This window comes from Mesorhizobium sp. M0062, from assembly GCF_040323125.1.
GTDB lineage: Bacteria > Pseudomonadota > Alphaproteobacteria > Rhizobiales > Rhizobiaceae > Mesorhizobium.
Map to the genome: position 1 here is coordinate 122,880 of NZ_JAMYUO010000007.1, position 19,151 is coordinate 142,030.

20 protein-coding genes and 1 pseudogene are annotated in these 19,151 nt (G+C 62.5%); 10 read left to right on the forward strand and 11 right to left on the reverse strand.

Annotated elements, in window-relative coordinates; translation table 11 throughout:
• The first annotated feature begins 2 nt into the window (after positions 1-2).
• The 6 genes from rnr (at position 3) to rpmG (ending at position 6,005) form a co-directional block, all read left to right on the forward strand.
• Positions 3-2,309, forward strand: coding sequence for a ribonuclease R (gene rnr / locus NKJ64_RS11325; RefSeq protein ID WP_352462563.1), 2,307 nt, complete (start codon positions 3-5; stop codon positions 2,307-2,309).
• A complete protein-coding gene (locus tag NKJ64_RS11330; protein WP_027050375.1) occupies positions 2,309-2,761 on the forward strand; it encodes a DUF983 domain-containing protein in 453 nt (150 codons plus the stop codon). The genes rnr and NKJ64_RS11330 overlap by 1 nt, the downstream gene beginning before the upstream one ends.
• 87 nt (positions 2,762-2,848) lie before the next feature.
• Positions 2,849-3,589, forward strand: coding sequence for an NUDIX hydrolase (locus tag NKJ64_RS11335; RefSeq protein WP_023828666.1), 741 nt, complete (start codon positions 2,849-2,851; stop codon positions 3,587-3,589).
• A gap of 79 nt (positions 3,590-3,668) precedes the next feature.
• Complete coding sequence (locus NKJ64_RS11340) at positions 3,669-4,844, forward strand: MFS transporter (protein WP_023828667.1); 1,176 nt, start codon at positions 3,669-3,671, stop codon at positions 4,842-4,844.
• Positions 4,845-4,961: 117 nt separating this feature from the next.
• Positions 4,962-5,417: a YqfO family protein gene (locus NKJ64_RS11345; protein ID WP_023753314.1), complete on the forward strand. Its 456-nt coding sequence runs from the start codon at positions 4,962-4,964 to the stop codon at positions 5,415-5,417.
• A gap of 420 nt (positions 5,418-5,837) precedes the next feature.
• The gene (rpmG, locus tag NKJ64_RS11350) at positions 5,838-6,005 is read left to right on the forward strand and encodes a 50S ribosomal protein L33 (RefSeq protein ID WP_006201775.1); all 168 of its coding nucleotides are present in this window, start codon (positions 5,838-5,840) and stop codon (positions 6,003-6,005) included.
• A gap of 409 nt (positions 6,006-6,414) precedes the next feature.
• On the opposite strand, the gene NKJ64_RS11355 is transcribed toward rpmG, so the two are convergent.
• A complete protein-coding gene (locus tag NKJ64_RS11355) occupies positions 6,415-7,788 on the reverse strand; it encodes a PleD family two-component system response regulator (RefSeq protein WP_023753315.1) in 1,374 nt (457 codons plus the stop codon).
• 31 nt (positions 7,789-7,819) lie between these two features.
• Positions 7,820-8,191 (reverse strand): response regulator, encoded by a 372-nt coding sequence (locus NKJ64_RS11360; protein ID WP_023667574.1) that lies wholly within the window; start codon positions 8,189-8,191, stop codon positions 7,820-7,822.
• A gap of 239 nt (positions 8,192-8,430) precedes the next feature.
• Between NKJ64_RS11360 and NKJ64_RS11365 the strand changes: the two genes are divergently transcribed.
• Positions 8,431-8,730, forward strand: a complete 300-nt coding sequence (locus NKJ64_RS11365) for a DUF3572 domain-containing protein (RefSeq protein ID WP_023688310.1) — start codon at positions 8,431-8,433, stop codon at positions 8,728-8,730.
• Positions 8,727-9,380 carry a hypothetical protein gene (locus NKJ64_RS11370; protein WP_023701190.1) on the forward strand — a complete coding sequence of 218 codons (654 nt, stop codon included), beginning with the start codon at positions 8,727-8,729 and terminating at the stop codon, positions 9,378-9,380. Before NKJ64_RS11365 ends, NKJ64_RS11370 begins: the two co-directional genes overlap by 4 nt.
• Positions 9,381-9,405: 25 nt before the next feature.
• Here NKJ64_RS11370 and NKJ64_RS11375 read toward each other — a convergent pair whose 3' ends face one another.
• From NKJ64_RS11375 to NKJ64_RS11400, 6 genes and pseudogenes are all read right to left on the reverse strand, one after another.
• Positions 9,406-10,935: a DUF2125 domain-containing protein gene (locus NKJ64_RS11375; protein ID WP_023753316.1), complete on the reverse strand. Its 1,530-nt coding sequence runs from the start codon at positions 10,933-10,935 to the stop codon at positions 9,406-9,408.
• Positions 10,936-11,033: 98 nt separating this feature from the next.
• Positions 11,034-11,532, reverse strand: a pseudogene (locus NKJ64_RS11380) (GNAT family N-acetyltransferase); the annotation flags it as partial.
• A 243-nt stretch (positions 11,533-11,775) separates the two neighbouring features.
• Positions 11,776-12,252: a hypothetical protein gene (locus tag NKJ64_RS11385; protein WP_156933735.1), complete on the reverse strand. Its 477-nt coding sequence runs from the start codon at positions 12,250-12,252 to the stop codon at positions 11,776-11,778.
• 81 nt (positions 12,253-12,333) lie between these two features.
• The gene (locus NKJ64_RS11390; protein WP_023753318.1) at positions 12,334-13,548 is read right to left on the reverse strand and encodes an AAA family ATPase; all 1,215 of its coding nucleotides are present in this window, start codon (positions 13,546-13,548) and stop codon (positions 12,334-12,336) included.
• Positions 13,549-13,563: 15 nt separating this feature from the next.
• Complete coding sequence (locus tag NKJ64_RS11395; RefSeq protein ID WP_023753319.1) at positions 13,564-13,983, reverse strand: hypothetical protein; 420 nt, start codon at positions 13,981-13,983, stop codon at positions 13,564-13,566.
• Between the two features lie 90 nt (positions 13,984-14,073).
• The gene (locus tag NKJ64_RS11400) at positions 14,074-14,649 is read right to left on the reverse strand and encodes a GNAT family N-acetyltransferase (RefSeq protein WP_286488413.1); all 576 of its coding nucleotides are present in this window, start codon (positions 14,647-14,649) and stop codon (positions 14,074-14,076) included.
• A gap of 67 nt (positions 14,650-14,716) precedes the next feature.
• On the opposite strand from NKJ64_RS11400, the gene NKJ64_RS11405 reads away from it, so the two are divergent.
• Complete coding sequence (locus NKJ64_RS11405; RefSeq protein ID WP_023667579.1) at positions 14,717-16,045, forward strand: DNA polymerase IV; 1,329 nt, start codon at positions 14,717-14,719, stop codon at positions 16,043-16,045.
• Between the two features lie 6 nt (positions 16,046-16,051).
• Here the strand turns inward: NKJ64_RS11405 and NKJ64_RS11410 are convergent, their stop codons facing one another.
• Complete coding sequence (locus NKJ64_RS11410) at positions 16,052-16,558, reverse strand: hypothetical protein (RefSeq protein WP_352462566.1); 507 nt, start codon at positions 16,556-16,558, stop codon at positions 16,052-16,054.
• Positions 16,559-16,741: 183 nt separating this feature from the next.
• Here NKJ64_RS11410 and NKJ64_RS11415 point away from each other — a divergent pair, with 183 nt between their 5' ends.
• A complete protein-coding gene (locus NKJ64_RS11415; protein WP_023753321.1) occupies positions 16,742-17,656 on the forward strand; it encodes a DMT family transporter in 915 nt (304 codons plus the stop codon).
• Here NKJ64_RS11415 and NKJ64_RS11420 read toward each other — a convergent pair.
• A complete protein-coding gene (locus NKJ64_RS11420) occupies positions 17,631-18,434 on the reverse strand; it encodes a potassium channel family protein (protein WP_023753322.1) in 804 nt (267 codons plus the stop codon). The two genes, NKJ64_RS11415 and NKJ64_RS11420, sit on opposite strands and share 26 nt — an antisense overlap.
• 150 nt (positions 18,435-18,584) lie before the next feature.
• Positions 18,585-18,983, reverse strand: coding sequence for a nuclear transport factor 2 family protein (locus tag NKJ64_RS11425; protein ID WP_023667583.1), 399 nt, complete (start codon positions 18,981-18,983; stop codon positions 18,585-18,587).
• Positions 18,984-19,151 lie beyond the last annotated feature (168 nt).

The following is a 19,151-nucleotide window of genomic DNA, read 5'->3' on the forward strand; positions in this document are numbered from 1 at the left end:
GCGTGGCGCGCAGGATCACCGGTAGAAGCCACGGCGATCCGCGCACCGCCGACACGAGGGCCAAGGTCATGGACGACTACAGGCCCTCGCGTGACGAAATCCTGCGCTACATCGCCGAGAACCCCGACCGCGCGGGAAAACGCGACATCGCCAAGGCGTTTGCCTTGCGCGGCGACGACCGCATCTGGCTGAAGGACATTCTGCGCGACCTGCAGGACGAAGGCATCCTGACCAAAGAGCGCAAGCGGCTGGCCCGCGTCGGCGCTCTGCCGCACGTCGCCGTACTCGACATTTTTGGCCGCGACGGCGACGGCATCCTGCTGGCGCATCCGGCGGAGGCCGTCGGCACCGGCGAACCGCCGGTCATCTCGATCCGCGTCTCCCGCGGCGGCAATGGCCCGCAGCCGGGCATTGGCGACCGTGTGCTGGCCAAGACCTTCCCGACCGACGATGCGACCGGGCCTGCCTATACGGGCCGCGTAATGAAGATTTTCGAGAAGCGGACAGATGCCGTGCTGGGCGTCTTCCGTATCCTGAGGGACGGCACCTTCCGAATCGAGCCGGTCGAACGTCGCCAGCCCGAACTGATCGTCGACAAGGAATTCCAGAACGGCGCCAGGAACGGCGACCTTGTCGAGGTCGAGCCGGCGCGGGCCTCCCGGTATGGTTTGCCGCGCGCAAAAGTGCTGGCGGTGCTGGGCTCGCTGACCAGCGAAAAGGCGGTCTCGATGATCGCCATCCACGCGCACGACATTCCGCATATCTTCCCGGCCGATGTCATCGCCGAATCCGAGGCGGTAAAACCGGCGACGCTTGCTCACCGCGAGGACTGGCGCGACCTGCCGCTGGTGACCATCGACCCGGCCGACGCCAAGGACCATGACGACGCCGTCTTCGCCACGCCCGACCTCGACGAGAAGAACCCGGGCGGCGTGATCGCCACGGTGGCGATCGCCGATGTCGGGGCCTATGTCCGCTATGGCACCGCACTCGATCGCGAGGCGCTGAAACGCGGCAATTCTGTCTATTTCCCCGACCGCGTCGTGCCGATGCTGCCAGAGCGCATCTCCAACGACCTGTGCTCGCTGCGCGAAGGCCAGGACCGTCCCGCGCTTGCCGTGCGCATGATTTTTGCCGCCGATGGCCGCAAGCTGCGTCACACCTTCCACCGCGTCATGATGAAATCGGCGGCAAAGCTCGCCTATCCGCAGGCCCAGGCCGCGATAGACGGCCTTCCTGACGACAAGACCGGCCCGATCCTCGATACGGTGCTGAAGCCGCTGTGGGACGCCTACGCCATCCTGAAGCGCGGCCGCGATGGCCGCCAGCCGCTCGAGCTTGATCTGCCGGAGCGCAAGATCCTGCTCAAGCCGGACGGCACCGTCGACCGCGTCATCGTCCCGGAGCGGCTCGACGCCCACAAGCTGATCGAAGAATTCATGATCCAGGCCAATGTCGCCGCCGCCGAAACGCTGGAAGCGAAGAAGCAGGCGCTGGTCTACCGCGTCCACGATGCGCCGTCGCTGGCCAAGCAGGAATCGCTGCGCGAGTTCCTGCAGTCGCTCGGCCTGTCGCTGGCGCGTGGCGCGCAGATGCGGCCCGCCCAGTTCAACGGCATTCTCGAGCGCGTGCGTGGCGCCGACAATGAGGGGCTGGTCAACGAAGTGGTGCTGCGCTCGCAGAGTCAGGCCGAATATTCGCCCAAGAACATCGGCCATTTCGGCCTCAACCTGAAGCGCTACGCGCATTTCACCTCGCCGATCCGCCGCTATGCCGATCTGATCGTGCATCGCGGGCTGATTGCCGCACTTGGGCTCGGCCCCGGCGGGCTGACGCAGGACGAAGAGACGCGGCTGGAAGACGTCGCGGTGCTGATCTCGGGCACCGAGCGCCGCGCCATGGCGGCCGAGCGCGACACCGTCGACCGGCTGATCGCCGCCTACCTCGCCGAGCGCATCGACGGCCGCTTCGACGCCCGCATTTCGGGCGTCACCAAATCGGGACTATTTGTCCAATTGCCGCAGTTTGGCGCAGATGGCTTCATCCCGGTGTCAAGTCTGGATGGCGATTACTATATATATGACGAAACCGCGCGATCGCTGTTCGGAGAACGCACCGGCAAGGGCTATCAGCTTGCCGACCGCGTCGAGGTTCGCCTGATCGAGGTGGCGCCTATGGCCGGCGCGATGCGTTTCGAGATGCTGACCGACCCGAAGCCCCTGCCCGGCTCCAAACGGTCGTTTCACAAGGCAAAAGGCCGCGCCCGCGCGTCGCAATCGCGCCCGGGGTCGCGCGGCAGGAGACGATAATGGCAAGCGAAATGGGAATCCAGAAGCAGGTTTTCGGCGGCGAACATCATTCGGGCCGAGTCGCCCGCCCGCTGTGGACGGCGATGAAGCGCGGCGCCCTTGGCCGCTGCCCGCATTGCGGCGAAGGCAGGTTATTCGCCGGCTTCACCAAAAGCGTCGACAAATGCGCCGCGTGCGGTGAGGAGTTCCACCACCACCGCGCCGACGACCTGCCCGCTTATCTCGTCATCGTCATCGTCGGCCACATCGTTCTCGGCGCCTTCATGGGCGTCGAGGCGACGTCGACGCTCTCCATGTGGCAGCACATCGCCATTTGGGTGCCGTTGACCATCGTGCTGTCGGTCGCTCTGCTGCAACCGGTCAAGGGCGCCGTCATCGGACTGCAATGGGCGCTCTATATGCACGGCTTCGGCGGCGAAAAAGACGGCACCGAGCCGCATCCCGGAACCTAGTTTGCGTCAGGGCAATGTCGCCTGGCGCAACATGCCGACCGTGAAAGGCCACTTTCGTTTGCCAGAAGTTTCCGCTAGGTCCTGCGCATGGAAGGTATGACCAAGGCGGAAGTCAGCAGGATGGACCGTGGCGCAGCCGCCCACAGCGGCCTGCCCATACGCCCGCGCGATGCCGCCACCCTGATCCTGCTCGACCGCGAGGACGACGAGATTCTGGTGCTGATGGGCCGGCGCCATGCAGGCCACGCCTTCATGCCCGGCAAGTTCGTCTTTCCCGGCGGCCGCACCGATTCGGCCGACAGCCGCATTGCCGTTGCCACCCCATTGCTTCCGGAGGAAGAAGCCAGGCTGACCGCCGGCGTCGGCCGCATCAGCCCGTCGCGGGCCCGTGCCATCGCGCTCTCGGCCATCCGCGAGACTTATGAGGAAGCCGGCCTGCTCATCGGCCGCAAAGGCTCGTTCGCAACCGACAAACGCGACTGGCAGGGCTTTGTCGAGCACGGCGTCCAGCCTTCGCTGGCGCCGCTGCGCTTCATTGCCCGCGCCATCACCCCGCCCAATCGCGTGCGTCGTTTCGACACCCGCTTCTTCAGCGCCTGGCGCAGCGATGTCGCCGTGGAACTGCCGGGTGGCGGCCCGACCAATGAGCTGGAAGAACTGGTCTGGCTGCCGCTCGCCAAGGCCAGAGAGGCCGATATCCCCGAGATCACCCGAACGATCTTGCAGGAGCTGGAGACGCGGCTTGCCGGCGATCCGCGCCTGCGACCCGGTGGGTCCGTGCCGTTCTACCGGCTTGTCCGCAACCGCTTCGTTCGCGAAATTCTTTAGAGCAATTCCAGGAAAAGTGTGACGCGGTTTTCCGTCCGGAATTACGCAATATCAAACAGACAGAGTATTCAGGCATCACATGACGGTCGATACCCAGCAAGAGGGCGACGAGCGCGTACATTGGCTACCGATGATCGCCGCGATCTCGTCGATCAGCGTCGTCGGCATCGCCATAGGCCTCGGCATGCCGCTGCTCAGCGTTATTCTCGAGAGCCGCGGCCACTCGGCATCGATGATCGGCCTCAACACCGCGGTCGCCGGCCTTGCCTCGATCGCCGGCGCCCCGCTGGCCACGCCGCTGGCGATGCGCTTCGGCGTCGCCTGGACGATGATCGCCATGATCGCCGCCGGCGCGCTCGCCTTTGTCGGCTTCCACTTCGCGCCGGACTTCTGGATGTGGTTCCCACTACGCGTCGTGCTGCACATCGCGCTGACGGTGCTGTTCATCCTGTCGGAATTCTGGATCAGCACCTCGGCGCCGCCGCGCCGGCGCGGCCTGGTGCTCGGCATCTACGCCACAGTGCTGTCGCTCGGCTTCGCCGCCGGGCCATGGATCTTCGCCCATATCGGCAGCACCGGCTTCTTGCCGTTTGGCGTCATCATCGTCCTGGTCGCGCTGGCCGCAATCCCGGTGCTGGCCGCACGGAATGAAAGTCCCGCAATCGTGGTTGACGGCGAAACCAGCAACTTCCTGCGCTACATCTGGCTGGTGCCGACAGCGACCGCCGCCGTGCTGGTGTTCGGCGCCGTCGAGACCGGCGGCTTTGCGCTGTTCCCCGTCTATGGCAACCGCATCGGCTATTCCGAGGCGGATGCAGCCCTCCTGCTCACCATGATCGGCCTCGGCAACGTGCTGTTGCAGATCCCTATCGGCATGATCAGCGACCGCGTCTCAGACCGCCGCTATCTGCTTTTGGCCTGTGCCACGGTCGGACTTGCCGGCACCATCTTCATGCCGTTCTTCGCCGGCAATTGGCACCTGATGGCGGCGCTTCTGTTCGTCTGGGGCGGCGTGGTGGCCGCCATGTACACGATCGGCCTTGCCCATCTGGGCTCGCAGCTCTCCGGCCATGAACTGGCCTCGGCCAATGCCGCCTTCGTGCTCTGCTACGGCGTCGGCATGGTGCTTGGCCCGCAGGCGATCGGCATCGGCATGGATGCCTTCGGGCCCTCCGGCTTCGGCTGGTCGCTCGGCCTGTTCTTTGCCGCCTATATCGCCTTGGTCAGCGCCAGGCTGGTCCGCAAGATCTGGTAGCCTGTTCGCCCGCCAGCCTGCGCAATCCTGACGGGATGTCGCCGCTGCTGACAGAACCGTGTCAGGAGACCTCAGCTAAAAGGGTGTCCCAAAAAACCCGAGTTTGAGGATACGGCGATGATCGACAGCGGCTTTGAAACCACATCTCTGCGCATGACGCTTCTGCTGCTTGTCAGCTTCCAGGCCCCGGCAGCCGATGTCGACCGCATCATGGACGCCGTGGTCGCGATCGCGCCGCTGGCAATGGGCAAATACGACCGCAACGCCTATCAAACCGCGCACGGCATCGAACGCTACCGACCGCTGGAAGGTGCAGCCGCCGGCATCGAAACCGAACTGCGCCGCCGCCCCGGCACCGTCGAGGTCTCGTTCGAGTTGCCCGACGACCAGGCGCTCGCCGCCCGCGTCGTCGAGGCGATTTTCCAGGCGCATTCCTACCAGGAGCCGGTGATCCGCATCCAGCCAATCCTCGCCAGCCGCTCCAAGGGCCTGGACGACCGCGCCAATCCGAATTGCTGGTGGAACACCACCGGGGACTGGAAGAAAGCGCTTCCAGTTAAGGAAGAAGCCTAGAAATCCGGCCCCGCTGAGGGGAAGCACCGGCCTTACCTTCTCCCGTTGTGAGGTGAGAAGCGGTCCGTAGCGGACGAAAAGCCAATTGCTTGGTTTTTCGAGATTCGAACGCCCTGAGCCTGCGAAGAATTGGGCGGGGGTGACAATCCACCCTGCCCAACCCGCCGCTTCGCTGCGTCCCGGCATTCGCCGGCCCATAGCCATGCTGTCCGTCTCGTCCTCAGCCTCCATCGCGCCGATGATAAAACCGGACAACTCACGTGCTACCTAATCCGGACAACTCATGTGCTTACGACAGAGGCAAGGCGTCGGGCTTGACTTTCCGGGCACGTTCTTTATGTGTCGCGCCAAGTTTCCCGCGTCCGGGTGTTTTCCCCCGCTCCAGCGGCCAAAACCCCACGAACATAACGGACTGATACAATGGCCAAAGCCGCAAACATCAAGATCAAGCTTCTGTCGACCGCCGACACCGGTTTCTTCTACGTGACCAGCAAGAACAGCCGTACCAAGACCGACAAGCTGTCGTTCCGCAAATACGACCCGGTCGCCAAGAAGCATGTCGAGTTCAAGGAAACCAAGATCAAGTAATCTGGTTTTCATACGCTCTGTCAAAAGCGCCGCCCCTTCGGGCGGCGTTTTTGATTCAAGGCCCCGAAAAGCCAGAACCCTCCGCTGTTTGGCGCGAAGTGCTCATCTCATTTTTTGGCAAAAAAGGGGGCCGGTCGGCGTATGGCAGCGGTACGAGGAGGCCACTATGTGCCAGCGCCGGCCGGCCGACCCCACGGACCCAGGAGATGCGGCGGACCTGAGCATCATGGGGTATTCGGCGAAGCGATGCGGCTGTCTACCCTCGTGCCCGCATCGCCCTTGTTCTTGCACCGCACATTTGCGCAACAATGTTTGAAAATCAATAGTTTCTTAACCAAGCCTGCCGAATCGCTTGGATTAAGGTAAATTCCTAACCCTATCCGATTGACTGGATAATCGGTGGTCTAGCCTACGCTGCCTTGGCGACGACCCGGTTGCGGCCGCCACTTTTGGCTTCGTAGAGCGCCACGTCGGCACGTTTCATCAACGCCGCGACCGTGTCCGCGCCCTTCAGAACCGATGACACGCCGACGCTGACCGTGACTTCGATCGCCTTGCCTTCAGGGCCGATGGCAAAGGGCAGCTGGGCGATTTCGGCGCGAATGCGCTCGGCAACCTTCTCCGCCACCGCGCCGTCCGTGTCCGGCATCACAACGACGAATTCCTCGCCGCCGAAGCGGCAGGCAAGGTCGATGCCCCTGACGTTCTTGCGCAGCCGCCTTGCGAACTCGCGCAGCACATCGTCGCCGCCATCATGGCCATGCGAGTCATTGACGGTCTTGAAGCGGTCCAGATCGGTGATCATCACAGACAGAGGCCGCCGCCGCGCCACGGCGCGGTCGAACAGCGTCTGCAAATGGCTGTCGAGGTAGCGGCGGTTGTGCAGCCCGGTCAATGCGTCGGTCACCGCCATCTCTATGGTCTGGGTGACGCTGGCGCGCAGCTGGTCATTGTAGCGCTTGCGGCGCACCTGCGTGCGCAGCCGCGCCGTCAGCTCCTGCTGGTCGATCGGCCGCATCAGATAGTCGTTGATGCCGAGTTCGAGGCCTCTGATGATGCGGCCCTCCTCGCCTTCGTCGGCAATCAGGATGATCGGCAGGAAGCGGGTGCGGTCGAGCGAACGCAATTGCGAACACAACCGCAGCGGATCGAAATCGGTAAAACCGGTCGAGATCAGCACGCACTCATAGGGCGCCTCGGCGGCCTGGAAGAAGCCGGCATGCGGATCGGTGGCAATGTCGAGCTCGGCGCTGCCGCGCAGCATGTTCTGGATGCGCTCGAACGACGATTTGCGCTCGTCGATCAAAAGCACCTTCGGCGTGGCGTCCTCCGACGCGAAGCTGCGGCTCAACAGCGCCTCGATGCCGATGTTGCGGGTGGTCGATGCGCGCAGCCGCAGCTCGTCGGTCAGCGACTTCAGCCTGACCAGGCTCTTCACCCGCGTCATCAGTTGCAGATCGTTGACCGGCTTGGTGAGAAAGTCGTCGGCGCCTGCCTCGAGGCCGCGCACCCGGTCGGCAACATGGCCCAGCGCGGTCACCATGACCACCGGTATATGCGCGGTCGCCGGATCGCTTTTCAGCCGCTTGCAGACCTCGAACCCATCCATGCCGGGCATCATCACGTCGAGCAGCACGACATCGACCTTGCCGTTTTCGCAGGCCTCGATCGCGTCCGGCCCGTTGGAGGCCGTCAACACCTCGAAATATTCGGCCAGCAGCCGAACCTCGAGAAGTTTGACATTGGCAGGGATGTCGTCGACGACGAGGATCCGCGCGGTCATGTCACAAGGCTCCGGCTGAAGGCATCAGGCATCAGGCATCACCGAGATAGGATTTGATGGTCTCGATGAAACGCGGCACCGAGATCGGCTTGGAGATGTAGGCCTCGCAACCGCCCTGGCGAATGCGTTCCTCGTCGCCCTTCATGGCGAAGGCGGTGACGGCGATGACCGGAATGGAATGGAGGTCGTCGTCCTCCTTCAGCCATTTCGTCACTTCCAGCCCCGACACTTCGGGCAGCTGGATGTCCATCAGGATCAGGTCGGGCCTGTGCTGGCGCGCCAGATCGAGCGCCTCGAGCCCGTTGCGCGTGCGCACCGTTTCATAACCGCTGGCTTCGATGAGGTCGCGAAAGAGCTTCATATTGAGCTCGTTGTCCTCGACGATCATGACCTTCTTAGGCATCGATTTCCCGTCCCGGCCAGGCTTCTGCCCGAAGCCCTGCCGCTATGCGCCTTTGTCGAAGCACACCAAACCCTCGCTCACTCTTAAGGCAATATGATTGACGAAATGCAAACCCGAAGCGGCAAAAGCCATTCGGATTCCACCTCGAAAACCACATTGGATCGGGGCTGTGGCTTGCCGCAGGCGACGCTTGCGATTACTGCGGAAAAGAGACTCATTTCCGCAACGAGAAAGTAGTGATGGCAAACGCAGCGTCAATGCGCGAGGAAGCGGAAACCATTGCCGTGAAGGCACTGGGCTTCGTCGCCGCCGACCCCGAACTCCTGCCGCGCTTCCTGGCCATCACCGGCATCGAGGCGTCCGCCATCCGCCGCGCCGCGGCCGAACCGGGATTCCTTGCCGGCGTGCTGCAGTTCATCCTCGCCCACGAGCCGACCTTGCTGCGCTTTGCCGAGGAAACCGACACTCCGCCGGCCTCAGTCGGCAAGGCGTTGCGCGCGCTGCCTCTTGGCGGCGACGACCATGAGCATTCGATATGAGCGACGATCCCGAGACGGCACGCCAGATCGCCGAACTTGCAGCCGACGACCGGCCTCTGCTGATCCTCGATGTCGACGATGTCGTGCTCGAATTCATCCGGCCGTTTCCGCATTTCCTGAAATCGCGCGGCTTCGGCCTGACCCTGGCCTCCTTCCGCCTCACCGGCAACATTGCCGAAACGGCGAGCGGCCGGCTGATCGAACAGCCGGAGGTGACGGCACTTCTCGGAGATTTCTTCGATACGCAGGCCGACTGGCAGAGCGTCACCGATGGTGCCGAACAAGCGCTTGCCAGCCTTGGCGACCGCGCCGAGATCGTCCTTTTGACCGCCATGCCGCACCGGCATCGCGCCGCCCGCCGCGCCCATCTCGATGCGCTCGGTCTGCCCTATCCGCTGTTGACCACCGAAATGGCCAAGGGACCGGCGGTGGCGAAACTGCGCGGCAAGAACGGCCGGCCGGTAGCCTTTGTCGACGACCAGCCCGCCAACCTCATCTCGGCACGCAACTCGGTTGCCGACGCCCATCTCTTCCACCTGATGGCCGACAATTCGCTGCGCGCCTTCCTGCCGCCGGTGCCGGACGACATCATCTCCGTCGAGGACTGGCACGAGGCCGCGCCGAAGATCGCGAGCGCGCTCGGGCTTTAAGCCCAAGCGCCTCCAAGCTTGGCGATCAAGGCTGCAGCTTCGCCCCTGCTCCGCCATTGTTGCCCTCGCCAGGGATCGCATCCTGATCGGTGTTGTCTTCCACGACCGGATCCGGCCCCTTCAGCATGGCGCCGTTGACCGTCACCGACCCATCGTGCCTGGCGTTGATCACCCATTCGATACGACCATCCGGCAGCGTCTTGGCAAATCCCTTGATGGCCAAGGCGCCGGTAAAAGCCTGTGAGGCCTGCGGGTCGGTCTTCGCCGCCTCCTGCAGGCTTGCCACGATCTTGTCGTAGCCGGTCACGTCGATTGTCACGTTGGCATCGGGCTTCTCGCCATCGGGAAACGTCATATCGCCCTCCAGCCCGATTTCGGCACCGCCGCCCTTGACCGTGCTGTGGCCGATGAGGATCTTGGGGCCGTTCGCCAGAAAATCTTTCTTCAGGCCGTCGCCGAAATCCGCCGAAAGCGGCGGGTTGTTGTTGAGATCGAAGGCCTCGATAGCCTTCTTGGCCATTGTGTCGAGATCGATGTTGGCCCCACCGAAATTGAGGTCGACGTCGGTGGGCAACAGCGCGACGCTCCAGGCTGGAACAAGATTTTGCGGTATCGAGAGCCCAGACGCTTTGATCCCGTAGCTGATCGTTCCGTTGCGCGAGACACCGTCCATGCCGAAGGCGATGCCGAGTGTTGCTGCGCCGAAACTGCCGATCGGGCTGCCGACGCTGAAATCCTTGAGACTGTAAGCCCCATCAATCCGCTCCCATATCGGCAGCGCGGTCAGAAGATGCGACTTGAGCTCCGCCTGATTGGCTTTCAGTTTCGCCTCGTCCTCATTGGCCACGGCGAAAGCCAACAGGTCCAGAATAGGCTTCGTGCGCAGCCCCTTGCCTTTCGCGTCGACCGAAAATTCGGGCGACTTGACCGTCAGCGGGATTTTCTGCCCGCTGTTGGGGTTGTCGATCGTGATGACCTCTGCAAAATCGGCAATCGTCTGAACCATGCTAAAATCGACACCGCGATTTGCGCCCTTGGTAGCGCTCATTGTGGCGGTTCCAGCACCAGAACTCATCTCCGTGCGCTGCCTGGCGTCCTGCGACGTCATATTCATGCCTTCAAGTGACGACGTGGCGCTGCTGAAAGCCGCCAACTCGGGATCGTAGACACCAACGAACTTCCCGCCCTTGATAGACATCTTCATGCTTTGCGGCCCCTGAGGGCCGTTGAACTCCATCGACCCTTCCGGCGCCAGATTGCCTGAGACATCCCACGCGCCATCGCTGCGTGGTTTGGTCAACAGCGTATAAGGGGTGAGATCGAGCTTCAGGCCATCCTGTTTTGCCAAGAGTTCCACGACGGGCTTGAAATCGAATGCGAGCTTGTAGGCGTCGCCTTCGACCGAGACCTTCAGAAATCCGATCTCGAACGGCTTCTTGCTGAAATAGCGCGCCAGATTGTCGGTAAGCTGCTTGGCGCCCTCGCTGTCGACCGTCTGCCCAAGCGCCGGCGCACTGCAGGCTAGAAGCAAAGCGAATGGCAAAACGCGCTTCATATCGATCCTCCACTTTATTGCAGTCGTCAAAACCGCTTCTACCACTGGTAGGAAAATACCATCACAGCCGCAAGACAAGACCTATGGATTGCTGCCGCCTACAACACCAGCCGCATCAGCGGCCGTCCGGCCTTGCGTTCGACAAGCCGCTCGAGCCGGCCTTTTCAAACACACGCGACGAGCCGACGAACAGCCCGATCGAACGCGAATCGCGCGACACGTCGATCGGACACGCCTCGACCAGCCGCGCCTTGTTCTGGCGGGCAAAAGCGATGCCGCCCTCGACCAGGCGGTGGCTGACGCCCCGGCCGCGCGCCCTGGCGCGGATGAAGAAGCAGGAGATGGCCCAGACGCCGGGATCTACGGCGTCGGTTGGATCGACCGGCGCCGAGCCCCGGCCCCGATTGTTCCATTCGGGCACGTCGGCGCGTGGACCGATCTGCATCCAGCCGACCGCCTGGCCGTCCTCGAAGGCCAAAAGCCCCGGCGGCGGCCCGGCCTCGATACGCGCCTTGATATGATCCTTGTTGCGCTGCTTGTCGCTCGCGCGCCGCGCCGCCGGCGCCTGTCTGAAATATAGGTGCACCAGCAGTCGTAGAGCCTCCACTAAGATAGGCGTGCCCTGCCGACAAACGAATATCATTATTTCAGTAGTTTACCGCACGTGACGAACACGATGGGTGGAACAAGATTGGGATATTCCGGGCAATCTGGGGTGTTTCGTGACGAAAAGTCCCGTGAAATCCGCATCTCCCCCTGCAGCTGGGCAGCTCATTGACCGGCTCGGCTTCCATGGACTTTAGGGTGAGTGGAATTAGAGCCATCGACGGGGAGGGCCCGCTACATAAAGCCAATGGCATGAAGAAAGCCATTCAGTTGGGGGTGAACTGCTGCGACACGGAGAACAGCATCACGGTCTAGCCTTGTTCTTAATCCCATCGCGGTCATCGGCTTCACGTACTCTGGCCACTCCTTATGAACACGCTGCGTGGCGATTGCCGTCGTTTGGGGCTGCAGCAAATGACATCCGGGCAGGTGGTTCAGCAGCATTGCCTCGTGACAAGGCACCTGCCAGATCACGCTGATACCGAGTCGGTTCGCCAAGGCAATTGCCTGCTGCCCACGGACCGCATTCTGAATCAGACGGTCCCGGTCGAGGAAGGCGAAGCGCGCCACATAGGCGTCCTTCCCGCCAAGGTCCCGTCGCCTGATCTCTTTTTCAGCCAACTGCATCATGCTCTTTGGGTCACCGCCGTTCAGGAGCACGATGTCGAGGTGAAAGTCTTGACGGCGCTCTTCGAGGATAGCGCTGACCATGCGGATGTAGGCTCGCTCGCTGTCACCCTCCGCACCTACGAAGACGCGCTTCCTTGGGGGCCGGCGCGGCATCGCTGCCCCTCAACCGATCTGCGGCAGGGCGCCGTAAACGCCGCCCAAATATTTGCGGGAGAAGGCGTCGGTGCGGCGCGTTCCCTTGACGTCTCGCAGCCGGAATACGCTGGTGCGCCCGTGCCTGTCCTTTTCGCAGAACAGCACTTCCTCCTTCGACAGCTCGTCGAGCAGCGTGGTGTTCTGGCAGCTCATCCACAGCTGTGCATTGCGCGGATTGCGCGTGGGATCGTGAAACCAGCTGACGATCTCCGCAAGCAGGACCGGATGCAGCGCCGCGTCAAGCTCGTCGATGACGGCGAGGCCACCCCTCGCCAGGGCTTCGAGAACCAGCGGAAAGACCTTCACGAACTGCCGCGTGCCATTGCTCTCGAAAGCGGGCGGTAGCGGTCCTACGAGCCCCTCGTGATGGAAGAACATCGCCGGGCCAGTCTCGCCCTGGCGAACTTCGATGTTGCGCACGCCGATATCGGCACGCTGAACTTCGAAGTTGAAGCGTTCGACGTGCCATGGATTTGCAAGGTAGTTGCGGGCGACGAGGTCATCCGACGGGTCGCTCCGCTCCACGAGGATATTACTTTTCACACCCTCCGTCACCTGCCAAACTGCCTTGGAATACGGATGCTCCAGCCGGGCCAATGTCGAGATGACGCTGACGGTGGGGCGGAGAATCTTCTCCAGCGCGGGGCGAAAGCCGGCAAGTTTGAAGTCCTTGCCAGCCGTCACCTTGCCTTCGGCGTCGCGGTGAAACAGCTTCACAGCGCGGCGAGACCTGCTCGGCTGGAAGGAGAGAACTTCGCGCTCGATGATGTGCTTCATCGCGCCACCGCCGATCACCACCTCGTAGAGGTAGCGACATTGTGATGCATCGGCGTCCTCGACGCGGTCAATGTCCTCGACGCCTCCCAGCTCGATGGCAAGGCGCGTCGGCTTGCCCACGCTCTCGGCGTCGTTAAAGCGCCAGAACGGTAGCGCTGTATCTGGTTGAATCTGGAAGCTATCGCGGATGAACCAGGCCAGGAAGGACAGCGCCCGAAGCACGTTCGACTTGCCCGACGCGTTGGGGCCGAAAATCCCCACGACCTTGGGCGCCACTGCAGTCGCGCCTTTCCACAGCGGCGCCAGCCGGAGGGGATCGTCGGGGGCGTTTCCAGCTGCCGCCAGGTCGATGATCTGCAGGTCTCGAATGGATTGAAAGTTCTCAATCTCAAGCCGATAAAGCATGCCAAACTCCCGTTTTCAGTCGTTAAAATAGGAGTATATAACGGATAGTTCAACAATTTTTTGCCAAAGTATCAGTTCGGTGCCATGAGGATAACCGCACCCCGTGCGGTCCTCTACATCGACGAAGGCGTTGGGCGTTAAATCTGACGAAACGCTCCAGCTGCCGTCACTGCGCGATTTGACCAGTATCGCAAAGGGCGCGAGATTGAATGTCAGCGGGTCCTTAATGGGATTTGCCCTAAGGACCGAGTTGAAGTCGAAGCCTATCCGGTAGGCATTCCCATCGACCGAGATCTTCAAAATGCCGCTGTCGAGCGCCTTCTTGCCGATATACCGCGACAGATCATCCGATAGCTGCTTCGCACCTTGACTATCGAGGGCCTGCCCCCAAGGCTGGCGTGCCGAATGCGAGCAGCAAGACAAATAGCAAAACACGCTTCATGTTAACCCCCACTTCAATCACTGAACTCAAAACCGCTTCGAACATCGATAGTGAGATATCGTCACAGTAACAACACGACTGGACTACAGCACAAGCCGCATCAGCGGCCGGCCGGCCTTGCGTTCGAGGAGCCGCTCGAAGCCGGCCTTTTCGAACACACGCGACGAGCCGACGAACAGCCCGATCGAACGCGAATCGCGCGACACGTCGATCGGACACGCCTCGACCAGCCGCGCCTTGTTCTGGCGGGCAAAAGCGATGCCGCCCTCGACCAGGCGGTGGCTGACGCCCCGGCCGCGCGCGCTGGCGCGGATGAAGAAGCAGGAGATGGCCCAGACGCCGGGATCTACGGCGTCGGTTGGATCGGCCGGCGCCGAGCCCCGGCCCCGATTGTTCCATTCGGGCACGTCGGCGCGTGGACCGATCTGCATCCAGCCGACCGCCTGGCCGTCCTCGAAGGCCAAAAGCCCCGGCGGCGGCCCGGCCTCGATGCGCCCCTTGATAAGATCCTTGTTGCGCTGCTTGTCGCTGGCCCGTCGGACCGCCGGCGCCATCCGGAAATGCGTGCACCAGCAGCCGTAACAGGCGCCCTGCTTGCCGAAAAGATCCTCGAAATCCGCCCACAGGTCAGGCGCCAGCGGCGCTATGGTGGTGCTCATGAGTTCTCTCCCGGCTAACCGCTTGTGGCGGCTTCCGTCCTGACGTACCATTGCATTTGTTCTCTTTATGTTCGCAGCGATGGCGGCCCCTGTCAACAATCCCGAGCACGGTTTTTGCCGCGACTGCCTGACCTTTCAGCGCAGCGATACCAGGCGCTGTGAGCGTTGCGGCAGCCCTCGACTCACCCGCCATCCCGAGCTCTACCAGCTGCATCTGGCGCATATCGATTGCGACGCCTTCTATGCGGCGATCGAAAAGCGTGACAATCCGGCGCTGAAGGACAAGCCGCTGATCATCGGCGGCGGCAAGCGCGGCGTCGTCTCCACCGCCTGCTACATCGCCCGCATCAAGGGGGTGCGCTCGGCAATGCCGATGTTCAAGGCGCTCGAAGCCTGTCCGGAAGCGGTTGTCATCCCGCCCAATATGGAGAAATACGTCCGCGTCGGCCGCGAGGTCCGCGCGCTGATGCAGGCGCTGACGCCGCTGGTCGAGCCACTCTCCATCGACGAGGCGTTTCTCGACCTCGCCGGCACCGAGCGCCTGCACGGCATGCCGCCGGCAGTGGTGCTGGCACGCTTTGCGCAGACCGTCGAAAAGGAAATCGGCATCACCGTTTCGGCCGGCCTTTCCTACTGCAAGTTCCTGGCCAAGGTTGCCTCCGATTTCCGCAAGCCGCGCGGCTTTTCGGTGATCGGCGAAGCCGAGGCGCTGGGTTTCCTGGCCGAACAGCCGGTGACGCTGATCTGGGGCGTCGGCAAGGCTTTTGCCGCAACGCTAGAACGCGACGGCATCCGCAGCATCGCCCAGTTGCAGCGCATGGAGCGCGCCGATCTTATGCGCCGCTATGGCGTGATGGGCACCCGGCTCTACCATCTCTCGCGCGGCCAGGACGACCGCCGTGTCGATCCCGACCAGGATGCGAAAAGTGTGTCGGCCGAAACCACTTTCGACACCGACATAGCTGAAATGGGCGAACTGGTTCCAGTGCTGAGGGGATTGTCGGAAAAGGTCTCGGCGCGGCTGAAGAAGTCAGGCATTGCCGGGCGCACCGTGGTGCTGAAGCTGAAGACGCAGGATTTCAAGCTGCGCACCCGCAACCGCCAGCTCGGCGACCCGACAAGGCTGGCCGACCGTATTTTCCAGACCGGGCTCGACCTGTTGCGCAAGGAGGCGGACGGGACAAAGTACCGGCTGCTCGGCATCGGTGTCAGCGATCTCTCGGATGACGAGAAGGCCGATCCGCCCGATCTCGTCGACGTCGGCTCGCGCAAGCGCGCCATGGCCGAAAGCGCCATCGATACGCTGCGCGACAAGTTCGGCAAGAAGGCGGTGGAAACCGGCTACACCTTCGGTAAAGGCCGCAACGCCAACCCGCCGGAGCCGATCGAGGAGTGAGACGGCTTAGATACGCTTGAGATCGATGCGGCTCGTCACCACGTTGTTGCCGGTTTTCGGATCGACGTCGGTAACGGTCAACCGCATTCCGTCGCCGCTGGTTTTCGCCACCGTCAACCCCGCCTTGCGATCGCCAATGACCACCGCCGCCCACCGAATGCCGACCCTGATCGCGTTCCCGGAACGGCTGCCGGCGAGCTGTGCCGGCCCGGTGCGCGACCCGACATAGACGCCAGTATACTTCGCCCCGCGGGCCTTCAGATTGGCGCTGATGGCGCGCGTCACCACGACAAGACCACGGCAATTGCCGTCAAGCGACAATGAACTCGAGGTCGCGTCGGAATTGAAGGTGCAGGACACATTCACCGTCGGTGCGTCGGTGGTGACCTTGACTGTCCCCTTGCCGGAGAAATTCCCTTGCAAGGAGCTGAGAAAATTCGCCTCGTCGGCATCGGCCGTGGCGCTTGCAGTTACCAGGCAGCCGGCTAGCAGAAACCGCGCGAATGATTTCATCGGAATCTCTCCCCCGTTGATGTTGAAGAAACGATGCGTCCAGCAATTGGCCAATACCGGGAACCAACGCCTGCCGTTGCGTCAGGTTCCACTTCCAGCATGGCTGTTTTGCAACGGGTCTGGCCCAGTCGAATGCGTCGCCTAACGGTTGCGATAGAAGTCCCGGCTTGCGACATAGCGCCTATGGCACCTTCCCCATCGATCCCCAAAGCCGCGTTCTGGATGGCGCTGTCGATCGCCTCGTTTCTGGCGATGTCGGTCGCCGGCCGCGCAACCACCGCCGAGCTCAACGTCTTCCAGGTGCTGGAACTGCGCTCGGTGATCGGCTTCTTCATCCTGTTGCCGCTGGTGACGATGAGCGGCGGATTCGCTGCAATGCGCACGCAGCGCCCGTTGGCCCATATCGCTCGCAATGTCATCCACTATACGGGCCAGGCGGCATGGCTCTATGCGCTGACGCTGATCCCGCTTGCGGTGCTCATATCGATCGAATTCACCACGCCGATCTGGACCGCGATCCTGGCGGTGACCTTTCTTGGCGAAAGGCTCTCCCGCCCGAAAATTGCGGCGGTCGTGCTTGGCCTGATCGGCGTGGTGGTCATCGTTCGCCCCGGCGTCGGCTCCATGGATCCGGGTCACCTCGTCGTTCTCGGCGCGGCCGTGTGCTTTGGCGTATCGGTGGTGTTGGTCAAGTCGCTGACCCGCACGGACAGTGTCGTGCGCATCATCTTCTGGATGCTGATCATCCAGTCAGTGGTCGGCCTGATCCCGGCGCTTTATGAATGGCGCAACCCACCGCTCGAACTCTGGCCATGGATCCTGCTGATTGCCTTCACCGGCATGTCGTCGCATTTCTGCATGGCGCGTGCCCTCACCTATGCCGACGCTACGGTGATTTCACCGATGGATTTCCTGCGCGTGCCACTGTCGGCGCTGATCGGCTGGCTGCTCTACAGCGAACAGATCGACATCTTTACAGCCGGCGGCGCCCTGCTGATCCTGATGGGCAACCTGCTCAACCTGCAGCGCAAGGCGCCAAAGCCGGCCGAGGTCGCGGCCTCGGAGCGGTCGGTCAATTCCCCTCATCCGGTATGTTGAGAAGATGCCCGCAGGCCTTGCAGTGCACGGCGTCCGGCTCATGCCGTTGCAGTCCGCACTGCGGACAGGGAAAGAACACCTTGGCGGGTCGAAAAATCGCCGTCGCCAGTCTGACGAACAGCGAGATGCCGATGATCATGGTGGCGATCGCGGTCAGCTTGCCGGCGATCCCCGGCAGCACGATGTCGCCGAAACCGGTCGTCGTCACCGTGGCAACGGTGAAATACAGCGCATCAATGTAGTTTTCGAGGCCGGCGCCGGTGCGGAAGAAGAAGGTGTAGACGAAGCCGGTGATGACGAACAGGAACGTCAACAGGTTGATGACCGCGTGGCTCGCCTCGCGCCAGGGCCTCAAGCCACGCATTTCGAAATGCTGCCACAGCGAACCGCTGCGCGACAGCGACCACAGCCGCAGGATGCGCAGGAACGCCAGATTTGCCAGCGCCGTCGGCATCAGCAGCGTCAAAAGGATGAAGACATCGACCCAGGATGTCGGCTGTTTCATCAGCCGCAGCATGTCGTTGGAGGCTAACAGCCGGGCAATCAGGTCGGCGGCGACCAATGCGGCGACGGTATAGTCGAGCCACAGGAATGACGGCTTGTCCTGGAGCACCGGCGTGGCAACGAAGAAGGCGATGATGGCGAGGTCGATGATGACCGCCGCCAGTTGAAACCGGAACGCCGCCGGCGTGCGTCCGTGATAGAGCTTGCGCAGCCTGTCACGCAGCCGCGCCATCGCTGAGCTTTGCTGCAATCCGTCCTTCTCGGCTGCTTTCATCACCAAGTGCGTAACGGTCCCAGCCGGGGTCGTCTAGAGCATGATCCCAAAAAATGGGGTGCCGGTTTGCGGAAAAGATCATGCTCCAACAAAGGGTTAGATCATGATGAGATTTCAACCAAATCTCATCATGATCTGACCCGGTGATCGTCACCCCTCCACCACCTTGCCGTCCGGCCCGACAAGGCGCCAGGCCGAGGCGGTGTCGTAGACGAACCGCTCCTCCGCAATCCGGTCACCACGCCAGCGCTGCAGGGCCACCTCTTCCAGCCGGCGCACGGTGCCGGCCTTGTCGACACGGTCGAAGGTCCAGCGTATGGCGACATTGTCGCCATCGACCAGGAATGTCTGGACAGGATGGGTGTGCATCTTCTCGATCCGGTCGAGTGCTGCCTGCTCATGCGCCATCAGTGTTTCCTTGCCGCGCCGCGGGACGCCGAGATTTTCCTGCATGGTGGCATCGTCATGGTAGAAGTCGGCGATCGCTTTGACGTGGCTGCCTTCGACCACCTCCTTGAGGAAGGCTTCGACGCGTTCGCGGCTGGGCATGATTGTGCGTTCCTTTGAAGTTTCTGCTCAACGCATGTGGTTCAAAGGAAGGTCAGGTCAACCACGCCCCGCACGCTGGCCCTATCGGCTGCAATGTCAGGCCCAGAGCATCTTTATGCCGTCATGCACTGGCCGACGTCGATGCGATTGCCGTGTATATCAGCGCAG